This is a genomic window from Lysinibacillus sp. UGB7, assembly GCF_049058285.1.
GTDB lineage: Bacteria > Bacillota > Bacilli > Bacillales_A > Planococcaceae > Lysinibacillus > Lysinibacillus sphaericus_B.
On record NZ_JBMGUV010000027.1, the window covers coordinates 1 to 20,834 of the forward strand.

Here is a 20,834-nt window from a genome sequence, read left to right on the forward strand (position 1 = left end):
AAGCTCCTGCGGTGCCTTCAACTCATGCGATTCCCGCAGAAGTCGCCGCCTGCGCTCCAATCAACTAGTGTACGTTTATAAATGATGGAGGTGATAGATATGACAACGGAAAATATAAATAATAAACAAGAATTAATTAGACATGCTGACATTGGAAAATCATTGAACGTCCTATTTGGGCGCATCATGTGGAAGAAGCAGATCATTTCGTCATCAAAGTGACATGAAACAAATTCTATGCACGTCGAGAAGAACGATTGAACGTGTATTGCCTGCCATAAATTTGAAGAAGCTAGCTAAGTAGAAAATAGTTGATTGTAGCGTACTACTACTCTCGTTAATAGGGGCTATTTGTAACGAATATTTCTGATAAAATTTCAAAAGGTATTCGGAATGTGTTCATTTCCGAATACCTTTTGTCGTCAGTCTAAAGCTAACATTCTAATGTGTAGCTTTCGTTATTGTTATAAAGGAATATATTTCAGTGGATTTACACTACCAACTGCTTGTCCCTGCCAAGAACCAATATGCACCTCAAAGTGTAAGTGAGGACCGGTTGAACGACCAGTACTTCCCATCGCTGCAATTTGCTGCCCTTGTGTCACTTCTGTTCCAACACTCACGTTGAACGAATTTAAATGTGCATATACGGTTGTATAAATTTGACCGTTGATAGAATGCGTAAGAATTACGACATTACCATACGAGCTAAGCGGTGCTGCATATGATACGACACCGTCAGCAGCTGCCCAAATCGGTGTGCCTGTTTTGTTAGCAAGGTCCACTCCATAGTGGAATTCTGGACCAGCACCAATATTGCGCCAACCGTATGGGGATGTTAAACGGCCATTTGTTGGTTTAATCCATGTACCATTAGATTGTGGTGCATTGACTGTGGAAGAGCCAGAAGAGCCACCTGAATTTGCTGCTGCGGCTGCTGCGGCTGCTGCTGCCGCTTTACGTTTTGCTTCTTGTTGGCGTGCCACTTCTGCTAAACGATTTTGTTCTGCAATGATTTGCTGTTGTAATTCTGCACTGATATCAAGCGCCTCAGAATATTCTTTTTCAAGTAATACTTTTTCAGATTTTAGCTTTTCTTGTTCTTTTTCTAATTGATCGACTAAAGTATTTTTCTGTGCTTTTTGTCCATCTAATGATGATTTTAGACGCTCAAGCTCTGCTTTGTTGTCTTCAAGCTTTTGTCGCTTGTTTTCCAAAGCTTGCTTTTGTTCTTCTAATGTTTCTTTATCTGCTTTTTGGTCACGTATGATTTGACGATCTGCTTCAAGCAATGCATTGACAGCTGAGAAGCGGTCGATGAAATCGACAAAGCTATTGGAACCAAGTAAAACATCTATATAGCTGACCGAACCACCCGCTTGAATCGCGCGCGCACGATCCTGTAATAATACATCGCGCTCTTCAATTTTACGCATTAGCTCGTTGATAGATTCTTCTAATGCTTTAATCTCTGCGTTTGTCGTTTGAATATCCGCTAATACATTTTTTATATTACTATTTGTTTTGTCGATTTCAGCGTTTAACGATTGAATTTGATCTAATAATTTTTGTTGTTTTTCTTCATTCGCACTAATAGCACTTGTCTTATTACTGATTGAAGAATTTAATTCATTTTTCTTTGTTTCGACTTGTTTTTTCTCATCTTTTAAATCCGATAAACTAGTTGCATACGCTGATGGAGTTTGGATAAAAAGGAATAGTGCAGTCACTGCTGCAAATGTTTTTATAGAGTTTTTTGCCATACTTTTCACCGATCGAACTCCCCTTCGACTATTAATATCTATATTTCACTTAAGGCGTAATGTAGTTGTGGTTGACGATTCAATGAACTAAAAAATACGACTTACATTTTGAGTCAAGTTAAATTTTCAAAAACTTACGAACTGACATGAAACTTCCCCAAATACCGATCAGCACACCAATAAGTAACAGTAGACCGCTTACCTGGTACACTAGTGGTGAGAAATCGAGTAATTGAACGAGCTCCCCTTTTAAACGTGGTGCAATAATTTTATATACATTGTGGTAAAGGGTTGCGACAACCGCAATTGGAATAATAGACCCTAAAATTCCAAGCCACATACCTTCTAATAAAAATGGAATTCGTACAAATGAATTCGTTGCCCCAACAAGTTTCATAATTTCAATTTCATCACGACGTGCAATAATTGTTATTCGAATGGTATTGGAAATTAGGAAAATGGCTGTAAATAATAACCCTAAAATTAACACCAGTCCTACATTACGACTAATATTTAGGAAGTTGAAAAGTTTTTCTACTTTACCTTCACCATACATTACGTCATATGTATAGTCATATTTGTCAATTGCCTTTGCAACGGTTGCTGTTTGCTGTGGATCTGTTGCCTTGACATAAATTACATTGCGTAATGGGTTACTTTGCTCAAATAACTTGAAGTCATCGCCAAAATCTTTTACTAATTTCGTTAACTCATTTTCCTTTGTCGAATACGTCATCTCCTCGACAGCGGGCAGTTTTTCAATTTTTGTCTGTAGCTCTTTTTCAGCAGCTTCATCTGCTGTTTCATCAATTAAAACTTTGATTTCAACATCATTTTCTAAATCTGAGGCTACTTTGTTTAAGTTCATCATAATCAGTGCAAATACGCCTACAAGTATCAAAGTAACGGTTACTGCACTGACTGAGGCAATTGTCATCCAACTATTACGACCAAGTGATTTTATACTTTCTCGGAAGTGACGTTTTATCGTATTAAATTTCATAGCCGTAATCACCTCCGTGTTCATCACGGACAATCATTCCGCCTTCAATCGCAATTACCCGGCGGCGAATCGTATTCACAATCTCGCGGTTATGGGTCGCCATCACGATCGTTGTACCCCGTGCATTAATTTCTTCAAATAAATTCATAATCTCCCAAGATGTCTCTGGATCTAGGTTCCCAGTTGGTTCATCCGCAATTACCACTTTCGGTACATTAACAATGGAACGCGCAATGGAAACACGTTGCTGCTCCCCACCTGAAAGTTCATTCGGGAACATTCTCGCCTTATGTTTCAGTCCTACCAGCTCAAGTACTTCCATAACACGACGACGAATCTCTGCTGGTTCCTCTTCAATTACCTCTAAAGCAAATGCCACATTTTCATAGACATTTAGACGAGGAAGTAATTTAAAATCTTGGAAAACAACACCAAGTTGTCGGCGCAGGAAAGGTACTTTTTTATTTTTCAATGTTCCTAAGTCGATGCCGTTTACAGTAATTTCGCCTGAAGTTGCTTTTTCCTCACGATACATCAATTTGATAAATGTCGATTTACCTGCACCACTGGGCCCCACAACATAGACAAATTCACCTTGCTTTATGTTAACCGAAAGGCCATTTGTCGCAACGACACCATTCGGGTACTTCTTTGTCACATTTTTCATTTCTATCATATTTAAACCACCTAAACCTCTTACACATGTAAGATGTATTTCTTTTTCTATTATAGCACTCAATCTATGTTTTTTTATTACAGTTTCATTTCATTCCTTGGAAGTTGCTTCTATTTAAATATTATATTGTCAAAGATTATACTAGTGTATTATAAAATGACAGCAAAAATAAACAGGGATCGCTTCAAAAGTATGTAAGTCGATCCCTGTTTTATGTATATGCAACGTAGGCAATACCAACGTCAAAAAGCATTCAAGCTATGTTATTTCATTGTCTCATACTGTAGACAAACTCAAAAAATTGATTTTGTCACAGTATTTTTTCTTTTCAAATAGAAGTATCTATATGAACCCGTTGATTCCCGCTACGGCTGACGCTTTTCGGGCACGGCTTCAGTCTCCTCGTCGCTACGCTCCTGCGGGGCCTTCACCTCATGCTATTCCCGCAGAAGTCGCCGCCTGCGCTCCAATCAACTAGTGTATCCTATTTAACGTCAACGAAAGAAGGTAGAAGAAGACAGTATAAATCCAATCCACCTCAATGCGCAAGTTGTCCGTTATTGGCTCCATGTACAACGAGTAGCATCATCGGAAAATCATTGACGTCCTATTTGGGCGCATCATGGGGAAGAAGCCGATCATTTATGTCATAAGTCCAAAAATGGCGGAAAACAGTTGCTCATAGCGTACTACTGTCGTTTATAGGGCTATTTGTCACTACTATTTCTGATGAAATTTCAAAAGGTATTCAGAATGTGATTATTCCGAATACCTTTTGTCGTTAATCTCAAGCTATGTTATTTCGTAGCCTGAATGCTTTATCTTTTTATAATTCTTGCTCGTCTGTAGTTGTATAACGTACCAAAACTGCACCCGTTTTAGATTCGCCTTCGATAAATAAACGGTTTGCATTGTCTACTTCTTTGTCGAAGCGTACTACTTTTGATAAAAACTGATCCTGGGATTCCATTTTTGAAACATCTTGAATACCAACATCTACTTTACCAAAATTCGTCACAATTTTACCGCTTAATGACATCGTGCGAGGCACATATAATTCAACAGCTCCAGCAACAGTTTGTGCTTTGATTTTTGATGAATTACTTGAGCAAGTCGTCACTACAACATGTCCATTTACGGACTTTGCTTCTACTTCATCCAATGCACCATCTAAATAGACGCGACCATTTAAAGTTTCAGCTTCTAAATCTTTACCGCGCACATCTGTTAATTCGATTGAACCGTTAGAGGAATCAACCTCTGCTTTTGTAAAACTTAGCTTAGAACCTTTAATGACACCATTTAAAGTCTTTACTTTCAATTGCTCTAGTTCCGTATCTTGCAAAGTTACACTACCGTTCATCAAACGCACAGACAATTTTTCTAACTTTTCCTTAGGCATAAGTACTTTCACATTTACCTGTACAAGTTTTAATTGACTTAAAATTCGTAGTGAATCTACATCTTCTTTCACGACAAATTGCTCTAGGAAATGAGCGCGTGTTTCTTCTTCGCTCTCATTAATAAGAGGTGCCTTCACTTTACAAATAACTTGGAATTTATCTCCTTCACCAGGCTCTAATGAAAAATTGCCATTTGGTAATTCGACGATGACATTTTGTACATTGGCAGCTTCAAACTCTTCGGTATGTGTAAATTCAAACTTATCACCAAATGGAGAGGACACATCAAATTCCTTCACCTTTTTTACCGCCGTATTCATCATGTCCATAAAGAGTGAACCGATTTGGGATAAATCTTTACGAAAATCTTGCATTTCATCTTGGAAATATTTCGTGAAATCTGTATCCTTCTTTTGCTCCTCTTTTGGCGCTTCATTAAATATAGACTCTTTTTCTGTAGAAGATTGTTGTTCTTTGTTCAACACATCATTCATAACATTTTGAGTGGACTTGCTAGGTTGCTCTAATGCTTCTAATAATGTAATCGCCTCTTGCGCTGAAATAATCCCTTTTTCCACAAGTTCTAAAATTCGTTGACGTTCATTTTGCATAAATCTTAAAGCCTCCCTCAGTTCGTTATACTATTTATACGTCTCATTTTATGAAAGGTTTCATCTCAATAATGAAAAAAGTATGGCTTTAAAATGTAAAAAAAATTCACCTATCTTCCACGGGGTTCCACAAGCCTCAAAGATACTAAATATCTGTGCAGGCTTATGGTTCTCTATGCCGTGTAAATGTCGTGAATTTTTTTGTAAATATTCTATTTCATCAGCGCATATAAGCGCCAGCTAGCACCGTATCGAACATTTTATTTGGATGCTTGTGCTAAAACTGTGTCCATCCGCATACGATCACGCACTAAAATTGGCTTTAAATATTTCCCTGTATAGGAGCCCTTTACTTCTACTACTTCTTCTGGTGTACCTGTAGCGACGATTGTACCACCTTTGTCGCCACCTTCTGGCCCTAAATCGATAATGAAATCGGCTGTTTTAATAACATCCAAATTGTGCTCAATGACCAGCACCGAGTCACCATTTTCTACAAGTCGTTGCAAGACAACTAGTAAACGTGCAATATCGTCGGCATGTAAACCTGTTGTCGGCTCATCTAAAATATAGAATGATTTACCTGTGGAACGACGATGTAGCTCTGAAGCTAGCTTCACACGTTGTGCCTCACCACCAGATAATGTCGTCGCAGGTTGGCCTAGTTTCATATAACCTAACCCAACATCCACAATCGTCTGTAATTTGCGCTGGATTTTTGGAATATTTTCAAAGAATAAGACTGCATTTTCAATTGTCATATCCAAAATATCCGCAATACTTTTATCTTTATATTTCACTTCAAGCGTTTCACGGTTATAGCGCTTACCATGACAGATCTCACACGGTACATATACATCTGGCAAGAAATGCATTTCGATTTTAATAATACCGTCTCCACGACAAGCCTCACAGCGACCACCTTTCACGTTAAAGCTAAAACGACCTTTTTTATAGCCGCGTACTTTGGCCTCATTCGTTGTCGCAAAAACATCTCGAATATCATCGAATACGCCTGTATAAGTGGCAGGGTTTGAACGTGGTGTCCGACCAATTGGGGACTGGTCAATATCGATAACCTTTTCTAGTTCCTCCATACCCGCTACTTCTTTATGTTCACCTGGCTTTACCTTTGAACGGTTAAGCTTTTGAGCCAACGATTTATATAAAATTTCATTAATAAGTGTTGATTTACCAGAGCCTGAAACACCTGTCACTGCGACAAATAGACCTAATGGTATATCTACTTTAACATTTTGTAGATTATTTTCTTTTGCTCCCTTAATAGAAAGCTTACGACCATCTGGTTTGCGACGCTCAATTGGTAGTGGAATAAACTTTTTCCCACTTAAATATTGTCCCGTTAACGACTTAGGATTGTCCATTACTTCCTGTGGTGTTCCTGCTGCAACAATTTCACCACCATGGACACCAGCACCAGGTCCTACATCAATCAGATAATCCGCAGCCAACATTGTATCTTCATCATGCTCAACAACAATTAATGTATTGCCAATATCTCGCATATTTTGTAGCGTACTAATGAGACGGTCATTGTCTCGTTGATGTAAACCGATTGACGGCTCATCCAAAATATAAAGTACACCCGTTAACCGAGAACCAATTTGCGTCGCTAAGCGAATTCGTTGTGCTTCCCCACCAGAAAGTGTTCCAGCCGCACGACTAAGCGTTAAATAATCTAAACCGACATTGACTAAGAAACCAAGACGTTCTTCTATTTCACGCAAGACAAGCCGAGCAATTTGCATATCTTTTTCAGATAAATCCAGCTCTTTGAAAAAAGTATCTGCATCCTGAATTGAATACGTTGTTACTTCCCCAATATGCTTGTCAGCAATTTTCACAGCTAAAGTCTCCGGTTTTAAGCGATAGCCTTTACAAGATGGACAGTTTTGTTGTGCCATATATTTTTCCATTTGCTCACGTACATAATCGGAAGTTGTCTCTTTAAATCGACGCTCTACATTATGCACAACACCTTCAAACTCAATCATTTGGTCACGTACATTGCCAAACTCATTTTCATAATGGAAATGAACTTTATCCTTACCCGAGCCAAATAAAATCTTATCCATCTTCTCTTTCGGCAGATCTTTCACTGGCACATCCATCGCAATATCATAATGGTCACATACTGCCTTTAATAACTGTGGATAGTATTGTGAGCTTGTCGGTTCCCAAGGTGCAATCGCATGTTCTAATAATGAACGATCCCAATCTGGCACAATTAGTTCAAGGTCTACCTCTTGGGTTGTACCTAAACCATCACAACTCGTACATGCCCCAAATGGACTGTTAAATGAAAACATACGCGGTTCAAGCTCACCAATCGAGAAACCACATAATGGGCAGGCGTGATGCTCACTAAATAGTAATTCTTCATGCTCCATCACATCAACTAGCACACGTCCTTCTGCTAACCGAAGTGCCGTCTCGAGCGAATCACTAAGTCGTGCGGCAATACCTTCTTTTACAACGACACGGTCCACGACAACTTCAATTGAATGCTTTTTGTTTTTATCAAGATCGATTGCATCATCTAAATCACGTAATTCATCATCAATACGTACTCGTACAAAGCCTTGCTTCTTCAAATCTTCTAGCAGCTTTACATGCGTTCCCTTGCGCCCTGAAACCATTGGCGCAAGTAACTGCATTTTCGTACGTTCTGGATACACTAGTAGTCGATCGACCATTTGCTCAATTGTTTGGGATGTAATTTCAATGCCGTGATTCGGACAAATTGGTTTGCCTACACGCGCATAAAGTAAGCGCAAATAATCATATATTTCCGTTACTGTGCCAACAGTTGAACGAGGATTTCGACTCGTCGTTTTTTGATCAATTGATATGGCAGGTGAAAGTCCTTCAATCGCATCCACATCTGGTTTGTCCATCTGCCCAAGGAACTGGCGAGCATAAGCAGACAATGATTCGACATAACGACGCTGTCCCTCTGCATAAATCGTGTCAAAGGCTAACGAAGATTTTCCTGAGCCCGATAAACCCGTTAACACAACTAATTGATCACGTGGAATCGTGACGTTAATATTTTTCAAATTATGTGCACGTGCGCCCTGCACGACGATTTCTGTATTTTTCACAAGTCCGATCACCCTTCTGTCTTCAATTCAAAAATAGTATCTCGCAGTTCAGCTGCACGTTCGAAATCAAGTGCTTTGGCTGCTTCCTTCATTTCTATTTCAAGTGTAGCAAGTAATTTCTCTTTCTCTACCTTCGTCAACTTCTTACCTTTTGTTGCCTTTGTCACATATGATACTTCTTCTTCTGCTACCTGTGTCGCACGGATTATGTCAGGAATTTTCTTGACAATCGTCTTCGGTGTAATACCATGTTCCTCGTTGTACGCCATTTGTAGTGTTCGACGACGCTTCGTTTCACCAATGGCCTTTTTCATAGAATCTGTCATGTTATCGGCGTACATAATAACATGTCCATTGGCATTACGAGCCGCACGCCCAATTGTTTGAATCAATGAGCGTTCTGAACGTAAAAATCCTTCCTTATCTGCATCTAAAATTGCCACAAGTGATACTTCAGGAATATCCAGACCTTCACGTAACAGATTAATGCCGATAAGTACATCATATGTGCCCTTCCGTAGCTCACGGATAATTTCTATACGTTCAAGCGTCTTAATCTCTGAATGTAAGTATTCCACTTTTAAGCCCATTTCCTTCAGATAAGCTGATAAATCTTCCGACATTTTTTTCGTTAATGTTGTCACAAGTACACGCTCATTACGGGTAATGCGCTCTTGAATTTCATCGATTAAATTATCAATTTGTCCTTCTATCGGACGTACCTCAATCAATGGATCTAACAGACCCGTCGGACGAATAATTTGCTCAGCCATCACTGGTGTATGTTCAATTTCATATGGACCAGGCGTTGCTGAAACAAAAATCGCTTGCTTTACTTTTGCATCAAATTCTTCAAAACGAAGTGGTCTGTTATCCAGTGCAGACGGCAAACGGAAGCCATGCTCTACAAGTACACCCTTGCGCGCTTGGTCGCCATTATACATACCTCGTACTTGTGGTAGTGTTACATGGCTTTCATCTACTACAAGTAAAAAATCCTCTGGAAAGTAGTCCATTAAAGTGTAAGGTGTTGCCCCAGCTTCACGTAATGTTAAATGACGGGAATAGTTCTCGATACCTGAGCAAAAGCCCATTTCCTTCATCATTTCTAAATCATAGCGTGTTCGCTGCTCTAAGCGTTGTGCCTCTAGTAGCTTATCCTCTGCTCGTAATAGAGTAAGTCGTTCTTCTAGTTCTTTTTCAATATTTTCAATGGCTTTAATCATTTTCTCTTCACGTGTAACGAAGTGGGACGCAGGGAAAATAGCTACATGATCACGGTCCGCTAAAATTTCACCAGTCAACGCATTGACCTCACGAATACGGTCAATCTCATCACCGAAAAATTCAACTCGTATACAATGTTCATCGCGCGATGCTGGGAAAATTTCTACAACATCACCACGGACACGGAAAGTCCCACGTGTAAAGCTCACATCATTACGCTCATACTGCACATCGACAAGTTTTCGTAGCAACTGATTGCGCTCAATTTCCATGCCGGTACGAATTGACACGACCATTTCTCGATATTCTTGAGGAGAACCTAATCCGTAAATACAGGACACGGATGCAATAATAATGACATCATCACGCTCAAAAAGTGCAGATGTCGCAGAGTGACGTAATTTATCGATTTCATCATTTATGCTGGAATCTTTCTCGATGTACGTATCTGTTTGCGGTACATAGGCCTCTGGCTGAAAGTAATCATAATAACTGACAAAATATTCAACTGCATTATTTGGGAAAAACTCTTTAAATTCACTATATAATTGACCAGCAAGCGTTTTATTATGGGCCATAATAAGCGTCGGTTTCTTCACCTGCTGAATCACATTAGAAATCGTAAACGTTTTACCTGTCCCTGTTGCACCAAGCAATGTTTGATGACGTTTACCTGCGTGTACGCCCTCCACTAATTCTACGATTGCCTGTGGCTGATCCCCACTAGGCTGATATGGCGCTTGTAAATCAAATTCTTGCACACATGTCCCCGTCCTTTCCTTCCAATTTGTACATTTATTTTAGCATAGCAGTATGAAAATATCGAACATTTAACGAACGAATGTTTGTTTTTTTATTTTAGAATTCTTCTCTTTCGTATTATCTTTCTATCATTGACGTTTTCGATGGAAATTACTCCCTGAATTCATCATGGTAGCCGTGGTGTGGGTTGGAATACCCGCGGTGATTGATGGAATACCCGCGAATGCTGCTTGTTTACCCGCGTAATGGAGGGAATATACCCGGATTCTCAAATACCCGCGGTTTGATTTCATATCCAATTAGCATACTCGCAATAAGCACTGCAAAAACCGCGAACATTATTTTATTACCCGTAATTTAAGCAAATTAGCTCCCGATAGCAAAATGACTTCAAGTTAATAATAAAAAATCCGCCCTCCAATTATTGGAGAGCGGGTTCGTATCATATTATTCACTTACTACTTGGTGCAGTGCTTCTAGTTCAGTTGCGTATAGATGAAATGCTACTTCATCTTTTTCGTCGAGTGCTCTATCTATCAGAACCATGAGCTTCTCCTCACGATGCATACGCTGGATACGATTTAAAAATAAATCTAAATAAATCTCGTTCAATAATTTCTCTGCCTCATCAACTTTTTTTGAGTGACCAACGGCTTTTAGAAAATCTGTATACGAATAATATTTATCCAACGATCTCACCTCGATCCTTTTCTAAATTATAAGAAAATTGAAACTAAAATGCAATACTTAAGAAATGAAAATCAGTTTAATTTGGTAAATCCCTAGTGATTATTAACGTATTTCTTCTAAGAAATTGCCTGTTTTATCTATGATTTTTGCTCGTTATCTATATTTCCTGAATGTTATTTTGTGTTATAAACTACAGCTAATAAATAGGAAAAGGGGGCACTACATATATGTCAAGAAACTATGTTAATGGTTATTTAATGTCATTCAATACGTATTTGTTACAGCCGATTCAACATGAGTCCAAAATTTTCACAAGAGTGATTGATAAGCATAACGAACTTATTGTCACACGCAAGCCGATGCATGTATTGCGAAAATCTTGCCTATCACTAGGTACAACCTATGAGGCAGCAAAGTATTCTGCCAAACGTTTTTTTGGCAATCAACATAAACTACCGATTGTCGTCGCCTATGATTATGGCTTTCCTTGTATTTTTCTACCAACCTATTCGCCAAATTCTATACACAATACATGGATAGGACTCCATGCTATTTCAAATATTATACCTAGTAAAATCGGTTGTATCGTCATACTGAAAAATGACATAAGCATTGAATTTCCCATTAAATATGCTTCCATTAGCAAACAATTTGTCAATGCCTCTATGCTCTATAAACATTATATGGATGAACGTAAGCAGCTTAGCCATGATGCCCCGTACCATCCACCATTTTAACAATGATAGGGCGTCAGCCACTTGAAGTGTAACAGACGTTAATGTCATCCATAACCAATCCATAAAAAATACCTCAGGAGCACAGTGCTTCTGAGGTATTTTCATTATCCAATTCTTGAACGTAAGTATGCATTAATGAATGGATCTAAATCACCATCCATCACCGCGCCTACATTACCTGTTTCTTCACTTGTACGATGATCCTTCACCATAGAATAGGGATGGAATACATATGAACGAATTTGCGAGCCCCAGCCAATTTCCTTTTGCTCACCACGAATTTCATCCAGTTGTGCTTGCTGCTTATCAATTTCTAATTGATATAGCTTTCCTTTTAACATCGTCATTGCCTTTTCACGGTTTTTAATCTGTGAACGCTCTGCCTGACATTGCACGACTGTACCAGTAGGAATATGCGTAATACGAACGGCTGAATCCGTCGTATTAATATGCTGACCACCAGCACCTGTTGCACGGTACGTATCAATTTTTAAATCCTCTGTACGAATATCAACTTCAATATTATCATCAAATTCTGGCATTACATCACATGATACGAATGATGTATGACGACGACCTGAAGAATCGAACGGTGAAATACGTACTAAACGGTGCACACCCTTTTCAGACTGTAAGTAACCATACGCATTGTGCCCCTTAATCGATAATGTCACGGATTTAATCCCTGCTTCATCACCTGGCAAATAATCGACTGTTTCGACCTTAAAGCCACGTTTTTCAGCCCAACGATTATACATACGCAGCAGCATAGAACCCCAATCCTGTGATTCCGTTCCACCAGCACCCGGATGAAGCTCTAAAATCGCATTATTTTGATCATATGGACCGCTCAGTAATAGTTGCAACTCGAAATCTGCCATCTTTTGTTGGAATTCCACAAGCTCTTTGCCTAGCTCCTCTTGTAATTCCTCATCCGGTTCTTCGCGCAATAATTCTAATGTCATATCTAAGTTTTCATGTGTGTCTACTAATTCTTTATATTCATTTACGATCGCTTTTAAGCCGTTTCCTTCATTAATGACCACTTGTGCCCCTTGCTGATCATCCCAAAAGCCTGGCTCTAGCATCATTTCATCTAATTCCTGAATACGTGCCTCTTTGTTTTCTAAGTCAAAGAGACCCCCTAAAGTCCGCCAATTTTTTGGCTGTATTGTCTAATGCGTTACGTACCTCTGCTAATTCTATCATCGTTAAATCCTCCGAACATTTTTTATGGATTTCTACACGCAAATCCGTATCTTTCTATTATAGCGTTTTTATTTCGGAAAACATACTTTTTTCAGCACAACACCATTTTAAACAACAGAAGAAACACATACTATTTCACAAGTTCTGTGATAGTATGTGTCAAAAAATCCTTCTAATTTTCATCTTTCTTTGCTTCTTCTTCTAGCAAGGGGCGATTCCTCATTCGTTGAAATACTTTAACACGGTCATGTTTGACAAGTAAATGCTTCGTTCGTTTCTCTAATTTATATTTCAATAAAAAAGCTCTTTGAATTCGATATTCAAATGACTTTGCACTTACATCAACAATCATTTCCTTACCATTCATAAAAATCACTTTTGTCTGCTTTTTATCAACTGCTGTAAAATCATCTATTTGATGTACGGCAAACCAAATACAATCTGGATGTAAGGGCGACTTACTTGGAAACCATAATATATTAAAACGTTCATGCACAACAATTGGATTCTTATTGAGCTTACCTAGAATCATTTTTGATCCATCAAAAGCCCCTCGTAAACTTGATCCATAATATCGTAGATTAAAGTCCATTAATTGCGTTGGCGTTAATTTTGATACATATTGATAATCCCGTTCAATTACACGCGTACACAAATTTCCAAAGGAATCATACTCAGGCATATACAGCATTGTTTCACGACTCATGATATCTTCACTATTATAATGCAATGCTAAACCTCCTTAAATCTTCACTTTATATTTTCAATAAAAAAGGAATATACTGAATATATTGGTATACTCCAATGTATCTCCTCGAGTAAGTCTGGCAGGACATCATTACTCGAGGTTTTCTAATTTTCTACACATGAATCACCCCTTTTCTACAAAAAAGTACTTTCATATATGTTAAATACTTTTGATATATCAATTTGACTAGTCAATTCCACTGATAAAAAGTTAGTTCGAATGTAATAATCAATACAAATTAATTGAACTAAATACCTATTGTTACAGTTATTGTATACGGATGACACCGAATTGTCTATCAATTCTGACTTTTTTCTCCTTTTTTTACCTAAAAGCGGGTAATTTGTTTAATCAAATTAGGAAACGAAAAAAGACCATTTCAACGTCATGTTGAAATGATCTTTTCTGGAGATATTACTTATTGACCTGCACCATGGCAATTTTTAAACTTCTTACCACTACCACATGGACATAAATCGTTACGACCGATATCTTCAGCCTTGCGCACAGGTTGCTTTTTCGGTGCCGGCGAGCCATCTTCTTTCGGATTAACAGCCTGACCTTTTGCAACCTCTTCACGTTCTAGGTTACTACGAATTTCTGCTTTCATCGCATATTTTGCTACATCTTCACGAATTGAAGCGACCATATCCTCAAACATAGCAAAGCCTTCTTGTTGATATTCGCGTAGTGGATCATTTTGGCCGTATGCACGTAAATGAATACCTTGACGTAGCTGATCCATCGCGTCAATATGATCAATCCACTTCGTATCAATTGAACGCAATAAAATAACCTTTTCAAACTCGCGCATACGTTCTGGTGTAAGCTCCGCTTCTTTTTCATCATAGCGAATATGCACAGCGTCCGAGATAAATGCAATAATTTCTTCGGTAGATTTACCTTGTAAATCCGCAGCTTTTAAATTACCTTCTTCTAATAGGTTTGCAGCTACGAAGTCCTCAATTGCTTTTAAGTTCCAGTCCTTTTGCTCACCTTGCGTATACAGACCCACGATATTGTCAATTGTTTCTTGAATCATCGACTCTACAAGCACACGCATATTTTCTGTTTCTAAGACATCATAACGCTCTTTATAAATAATCTCACGTTGCTGACGTAAAACATCATCATATTGTAATAAACGTTTACGTGCATCGAAGTTATTTCCTTCAACACGTTTTTGTGCAGATTCAACAGCCTTTGAAACAACTTTTGATTGCAGTGGCTGAGAATCGTCCATACCTAACTTCATCATCATTGACTTCATGTTATCAGAGCCAAAACGACGCATTAAATCATCTTCAAGTGACAAGTAGAATTGGGTAACCCCTGGATTCCCTTGACGACCAGAACGTCCACGTAACTGATTATCTATACGGCGAGATTCATGACGCTCTGTACCGATTACCGCTAATCCACCGATTTCCATTACGCCTTCACCTGGTTTAATATCTGTACCACGACCAGCCATATTCGTCGCAATGGTTACCGCACCTTGTTCACCGGCATTCGCAATAATTTCTGCCTCGCGCTCATGGTTTTTCGCATTTAATACGTTATGTGGAATTTTATGTTTATTTAATAAGTTGGAAATAATTTCTGATGTTTCAATCGCAACAGTACCAACAAGAACTGGTTGGCCAGCTTTATGGCGCTCTGCAATATCCGCAGCTACGGCTTTATATTTCCCTTCCATCGAAGCAAAAATTAAATCCGCACGGTCATCACGCGCAATTGGTTTATTCGTTGGAATCGCGATAACACTCATATTGTAAATATTACGGAATTCCTCTTCCTCTGTTTTTGCTGTACCGGTCATACCTGCAAGCTTTTGATACATACGGAAGTAGTTTTGGAACGTAATTGTCGCCATTGTCATCGATTCGTTTTGAATCTCAACGCCCTCTTTGGCCTCAATTGCCTGATGCAGACCGTCAGAATAACGTCGACCTTTCATTAAACGACCTGTAAAGCCGTCAACGATGACGATTTCGCCCTCTTGCACCACATAGTCAACATCATTATGCATGCTGACATGTGCCTTTAACGATTGGTTTATGGCATGATTTAAACGCACATGAGTTAAATCGAACAAATTGTCGATGCCGAATGCCTTTTCAGCTTTTTCCACACCTGCATCCGTTAACGTAACACCCTTTGTGGATTCTTCATATGTGTAATCTGTATCTGCACTTAACATACGCACGAATGCATTAGACTGCTTGTACAATTGTGCTGATTTACCAGCCTGACCAGAAATAATTAATGGTGTACGTGCTTCATCGATTAAAATGGAGTCAACCTCATCGATAACAGCATAATGCAGGGGACGCTGTACACGTTCTTCTTTATAAAGCACCATGTTATCACGTAAGTAATCGAAGCCAAGCTCATTATTCGTGCTATACGTGATATCTGCCTCATATGCCGCTCGCTTCTCCTCTTTTGACAAGCTATTCAAGTTTAAACCAACTGACAGCCCTAAGAAGTTGTACAGCTCGCCCATTTCCGCAGCATCACGACTCGCCAAATATTCATTGACTGTTACAACATGCACACCCTTACCTGTAAGCGCATTGAGATACACCGCCATCGTAGCTGTTAAAGTTTTACCTTCCCCGGTTTTCATCTCCGAAATATTACCTTCATCTAGTGAAGCAGCCCCCATAATTTGCACGCGGAATGGGTACATCCCTAATACACGTTTCGATGCTTCACGACTTACAGCAAACGCTTCGGCACGAATCGACTCTAAATTTTCGCCATCCGTGTAACGTTGTTTAAATTCTTCTGTTTTCGCTTGTAATTGATCATCTGAAAGCTGTTCCATTTGAGAAGCGAATCCCTCTACTTGGTCAGCGATTTTTTCTAATTTTTTTAACTCACGTTTATTGAAATCAAATAATTTATTTAATAGGTTTGCCATGAATTTTTTCACTTCCTATATAGTCTCAACTTTCATTTTACCATTGTCTAACATCTTCATGCAAACAGTCTCTCTATTACGTATGTAAAGCGCATAAAAAAGGTTCTACATCAAGTGTTGGATGAGGCACAAAGTGAAGCTTCTCCAAAGGTTCCGGCGACTGCCCCTCCCTTTCCGCCGACTGACTCCAAGCCTCCTCGATTTGTTGACACAAACACTGCGGGGTCTTGACTAGCCAGTTTTTCGGCAGGAGTGTCGGGGACATCCACCTCCAACTTAAATTGTATGGTTACCCCAACAAATATTATAGAACCAAAAAAAAGCCCTCGCAATCGCGAGAGCCTTAAGTATCTTAAGTTGTTTCAATCAAGCCGTATTTGCCATCTTTACGTTTGTAGACAATATTTGTGCCATTTGATTCTGCATCCGTAAAGATATAGAAATCATGCCCTAGCATATTCATCTGTAAAACCGCTTCTTCTTGATCCATCGGTTTTAAATCAAATTGTTTTGTCCGAACAATTGAGTATTCTTCTTCCTCAGTTGCTGCATCCATTGTGGCCTGTGAAGTAGCGAAATAAATACCTGTACCTTCACGCTCACGGAATTTACGGTTTACCTTTGTTTTATGTTTACGAATTTGACGTTCTAATTTATCAACAATTAAGTCAACCGCTGCGTACATATCATTATGACGCTCTTCGGCACGAAGCGTTAAGTTTTTCATGGGAATTGTAACTTCGACTTTTGTTTGCTTGTCATTATAAACCTTTAAATTTACGTTGGCGTTGGCATTAATATCTTCGTTAAAATAACGCTCAACTTTTTCGACTTTATTCTCAACATACTCTCGAATAGCTGGAGTTACCTCAATATTTTCACCGCGAATGTTAAAGTTTAACATGTAAACTCCTCCTTTATAACTGCTATACTATCTATTTCTACACAAGTGTGTGAAATTCCTCTAAAAAAATTCCTTTTCTCACAATAATTTTTAGGAATCGATTTTTTTCATTTTTGCCTCAGCTGCTTCTTTTTTACGACGAGACTTCAACTCTTCGACAATAAAATCTTCTAGCGGTCCTTGATTATTGAAATACACACCATAGTACTTACCGTTAGCAAACGGACGACTCCAAATCACCTCACCATAAGCACGTATTTCTCTTGTATCCAGAATAAAACGTAAATCAAGAGGTGGCGGGTTCACCCCTAAATCAACCTCTGTAAACATCTTTAAACCTCTTGGACTCACATCGAGCAAGTCTGCCATCGCAGTTTGTGAATTATTGACTCTGCCGTTTTCATATATCGCAAAAGTCATTTTAACCGGCTCCTCGAATTTAAATCGAAAGCCTTCTTGACGCTTAAATATCATTTTCCCACCCCAATACTTTTCCAAACATTTATTTAGCTTGATTATGACACGAATGCACGATTTACATCCAGAGGGAATAAGTAACATATTCTACCGTTTTATGAACTAATTTATGACTATATGGGCTTATGCCTCTGTCTATCGTTGAAAGGCTTTAGGAATTATAGCGTTTTTTTATGAATATTTTCTAAGTTCAGGCCTATCTTCATATAACAAAAGAGACCATCATCATGGTAGTGACCCCTTAAAGTTAGAGTTTTATTTATGCAGCTAATCGGCTGGCATGAGTTCGGTATTTTACCGGGCTCATGCCGGCCAATTTTTGTTTTATTCGATCGTTATTAAAGTAATCGATATACTTCTCTATTTTCTTCTTTAATGCTTCATAGGAGATTAATTCTTCTCCGTAATACATTTCTTGTTTGAGTAAGCCAAAGAAGTTCTCCATGGTCGCATTGTCTGCACAGGTTGCTTTACGAGACATGCTTTAGAAAATCTTGTTTCGCTTTAATGTTATCACCCATAAATGATGTTGATAGTGCCAGCCCTGATCCGAGTGAATCGTTGTACGGTATTGGGCATGTTCTTGAATAATTGGGAGTGCTTGTTTCAATGAGTCTATTACGAAATCAAGTGTAGGGCGTTTAGACATACTAAAGCCCAGTATTTCACCCGTTATATAAATCCATAATCGGACTTAAATAGAGTTTTTCGTTGTTTGTACATTTGAATTCTGTTACGTCTGTCACGAGTTTTTGTAGGAAGTACGTTGTATGGAAACGGCGGTTTAATCTATTCTTCGCGACTTTCCCTACAGTACCTTTATACGATTTATAGCGAGATTTACGCACGAATTTCACGCATTTTAAATTCAATTCACTCATGATTCGCTGTACTTTTTTATGATTGATTTTATGTCCTTGTCCCTTTAATTCCGCATGAATGCGACGATATCCATATCGCCCTTCATGTTGCTCAAAAGTCTCTAAAATCAACGTTTTCCACTCTTGATCTGGATCTTCATTCTTCATTTGCTTGATGTGATAGTGATACGTTGCTTCTGGAATATCGACTTGTTTAAAGATGTCTTTTAATCTGAACCCTTCTTCTTTGAGTTCAAAGGCGATTGCTGCTTGTGCTTTTCGAGGAAGGCATCCGGGTTCTCTCGAAAAGCCTTCAACTTTTTTAAATACGCAACCTCTAGACGAAGTCGTTCATTTTCACGTTCTAACTGCTCCTCACGAGACATTGGTTTTTCTGCTTTTGTCAATGTAGCTTTTGTTTTTTTAGACATAGATGGCCTTCCCTTCGCATGTTTCAGGCCTTCTACTCCTTCTTTTAAAAACTTACTGTTCCAAGTTGCGATTAAACTAGGTTGATTCATGTTAAATCGAATTGCTGTATCTTGGTAAGAAGCACCTGTTTGTTTCATAAAGTTTAATACATCTAATTTGAATTGAACAGGATATTCTTCATGGTTTGTTTTCCGTTGTAAACCTTCTTCACCAAAAGCTTTATAAGCTCTAACCCAACGTTTGATTGGAGTTGGAGATGGAATACCATATTTTTGCGCTAATAATAAGTACCCCAAATTCCCTTTTAAATACTCTTGAACAATCTTTAATTTAAAACCTTGGCTATATTTCACCATACAAAAACACCCCAAAAGTTAGATTTATTACTCTAACTTTTGGGGTGCAGCACCTTGATGATGGTCTCTATTTTTCTTAAATTTGTCCGTTATTGCCACTTCCGAATTGTTGTTGTCGATTAATGCGAATAACTTCTTTCCAGGTATCGCGGAATTCCGTCACTAACCCTTCAACTTCTTCAATGATACTAATATCATTTTGGATATTCGCTTCTACTAAACGACGATTCATATATTCATAGAGAGCAAACATATTTTTCGACACTTCAATGTCCATGTTAAGCGTCGCCATAAACTCGCTAATAATCGCTTGTGCTTTTATCAAATTGGTATTCTTTTCTTGAATATTTTTTTCTTGAATCGCAAGTTTAGCTTTATTTAAAAACTTTAAACACCCATTATAAAGCATTAATGTAAGCTCACCAGGTGAAGCAGTTGTGACACTATTTTGCTTATATGCGTTTTGTGCTGTTAAATTTGCTGCCAATAAAGGACAACTCCTTTTAGATGTTACTTATTTACTATTTTAAACCATTAAACGTAGAAAAGCTAATAGAGAAATTAATTTTTCTTGTCGTAATACATTCCATCCATCACACGGACATTCCCATATGGATTGAAATATTGTGCTTCACTTTTTTTCGTTTTTTGAAGGTTTGCCATATCTTGCTTTACTGCGCTCATTACAGTAGCCAATCGTTCTTTAATCCCATTATCTAATTCAAGCAAGGTACGATGAACACGATCTTGTTCATCAAAATGAAAACCTGCTTGTTTCAAACCATTTATAATCGTTCCACGCTTATCCAACAAATTATTAATAGTATCCACATAGTCATCACGATCTTCACCTTTAGGGATATCTCCTAATAATTTATATAGATTCGCAGACGCCTGCAATAGTTCATTTGTTAGTTGCATA

At 38.4% G+C, this 20,834-nt stretch carries 18 protein-coding genes; 1 reads left to right on the plus strand and 17 read right to left on the minus strand.

Annotated features, from left to right (window positions below; genetic code table 11):
• Positions 1–464: 464 nt before the first annotated feature.
• From ACOMCU_RS20305 to ACOMCU_RS20335, 7 genes are all read right to left on the minus strand, one after another.
• Positions 465–1,772 carry a murein hydrolase activator EnvC family protein gene (locus ACOMCU_RS20305; RefSeq protein ID WP_421051196.1) on the minus strand — a complete coding sequence of 436 codons (1,308 nt, stop codon included), beginning with the start codon at positions 1,770–1,772 and terminating at the stop codon, positions 465–467.
• A gap of 109 nt (positions 1,773–1,881) precedes the next feature.
• Positions 1,882–2,766: a permease-like cell division protein FtsX gene (ftsX, locus tag ACOMCU_RS20310; RefSeq protein WP_421051197.1), complete on the minus strand. Its 885-nt coding sequence runs from the start codon at positions 2,764–2,766 to the stop codon at positions 1,882–1,884.
• A complete protein-coding gene (ftsE, locus tag ACOMCU_RS20315) occupies positions 2,756–3,442 on the minus strand; it encodes a cell division ATP-binding protein FtsE (RefSeq protein WP_010858075.1) in 687 nt (228 codons plus the stop codon). The genes ftsX and ftsE overlap by 11 nt, the downstream gene beginning before the upstream one ends.
• A gap of 826 nt (positions 3,443–4,268) precedes the next feature.
• Positions 4,269–5,456 (minus strand): DUF4097 family beta strand repeat-containing protein, encoded by a 1,188-nt coding sequence (locus ACOMCU_RS20320; RefSeq protein ID WP_421051199.1) that lies wholly within the window; start codon positions 5,454–5,456, stop codon positions 4,269–4,271.
• A 260-nt stretch (positions 5,457–5,716) separates the two neighbouring features.
• Positions 5,717–8,581, minus strand: a complete 2,865-nt coding sequence (gene uvrA / locus ACOMCU_RS20325; RefSeq protein ID WP_421051200.1) for an excinuclease ABC subunit UvrA — start codon at positions 8,579–8,581, stop codon at positions 5,717–5,719.
• An 8-nt stretch (positions 8,582–8,589) separates the two neighbouring features.
• Positions 8,590–10,569 (minus strand): excinuclease ABC subunit UvrB, encoded by a 1,980-nt coding sequence (gene uvrB / locus ACOMCU_RS20330; protein WP_421051201.1) that lies wholly within the window; start codon positions 10,567–10,569, stop codon positions 8,590–8,592.
• A 448-nt stretch (positions 10,570–11,017) separates the two neighbouring features.
• A complete protein-coding gene (locus ACOMCU_RS20335) occupies positions 11,018–11,260 on the minus strand; it encodes an IDEAL domain-containing protein (RefSeq protein WP_010858071.1) in 243 nt (80 codons plus the stop codon).
• 227 nt (positions 11,261–11,487) lie between these two features.
• Here ACOMCU_RS20335 and ACOMCU_RS20340 point away from each other — a divergent pair, with 227 nt between their 5' ends.
• Positions 11,488–11,997, plus strand: a complete 510-nt coding sequence (locus ACOMCU_RS20340) for a competence protein ComK (protein ID WP_010858070.1) — start codon at positions 11,488–11,490, stop codon at positions 11,995–11,997.
• A gap of 104 nt (positions 11,998–12,101) precedes the next feature.
• Here the strand turns inward: ACOMCU_RS20340 and prfB are convergent.
• From prfB to ACOMCU_RS20390, 10 genes are all read right to left on the minus strand, one after another.
• A protein-coding gene (prfB, locus tag ACOMCU_RS20345) for a peptide chain release factor 2 (protein WP_421051252.1) occupies positions 12,102–13,203 on the minus strand; the annotation gives its coding sequence in 2 pieces (ribosomal slippage) (positions 12,102–13,130 and positions 13,132–13,203; 1,101 coding nt in all).
• A 175-nt stretch (positions 13,204–13,378) separates the two neighbouring features.
• Complete coding sequence (locus ACOMCU_RS20350) at positions 13,379–13,936, minus strand: competence protein ComK (protein WP_010858068.1); 558 nt, start codon at positions 13,934–13,936, stop codon at positions 13,379–13,381.
• Positions 13,937–14,372: 436 nt separating this feature from the next.
• Positions 14,373–16,883, minus strand: coding sequence for a preprotein translocase subunit SecA (secA, locus tag ACOMCU_RS20355; RefSeq protein ID WP_010858067.1), 2,511 nt, complete (start codon positions 16,881–16,883; stop codon positions 14,373–14,375).
• A 352-nt stretch (positions 16,884–17,235) separates the two neighbouring features.
• A complete protein-coding gene (gene hpf, locus ACOMCU_RS20360) occupies positions 17,236–17,787 on the minus strand; it encodes a ribosome hibernation-promoting factor, HPF/YfiA family (protein WP_054768184.1) in 552 nt (183 codons plus the stop codon).
• 90 nt (positions 17,788–17,877) lie between these two features.
• Entirely contained in the window at positions 17,878–18,207 is a 330-nt protein-coding gene (locus tag ACOMCU_RS20365; RefSeq protein WP_235616334.1) for a PilZ domain-containing protein, read from the minus strand.
• 316 nt (positions 18,208–18,523) lie between these two features.
• Entirely contained in the window at positions 18,524–18,745 is a 222-nt protein-coding gene (locus ACOMCU_RS20370; RefSeq protein WP_421051202.1) for an IS3 family transposase, read from the minus strand.
• Between the two features lie 184 nt (positions 18,746–18,929).
• Positions 18,930–19,292, minus strand: coding sequence for an IS3 family transposase (locus tag ACOMCU_RS20375; protein WP_421051203.1), 363 nt, complete (start codon positions 19,290–19,292; stop codon positions 18,930–18,932).
• Between the two features lie 59 nt (positions 19,293–19,351).
• Complete coding sequence (locus ACOMCU_RS20380; protein WP_421051204.1) at positions 19,352–19,912, minus strand: helix-turn-helix domain-containing protein; 561 nt, start codon at positions 19,910–19,912, stop codon at positions 19,352–19,354.
• 76 nt (positions 19,913–19,988) lie between these two features.
• Positions 19,989–20,399: a flagellar export chaperone FliS gene (fliS, locus tag ACOMCU_RS20385; RefSeq protein WP_421051205.1), complete on the minus strand. Its 411-nt coding sequence runs from the start codon at positions 20,397–20,399 to the stop codon at positions 19,989–19,991.
• Positions 20,400–20,473: 74 nt separating this feature from the next.
• Positions 20,474–20,833: a flagellar protein FliT gene (locus ACOMCU_RS20390; protein WP_421051206.1), complete on the minus strand. Its 360-nt coding sequence runs from the start codon at positions 20,831–20,833 to the stop codon at positions 20,474–20,476.
• Position 20,834 lies beyond the last annotated feature (1 nt).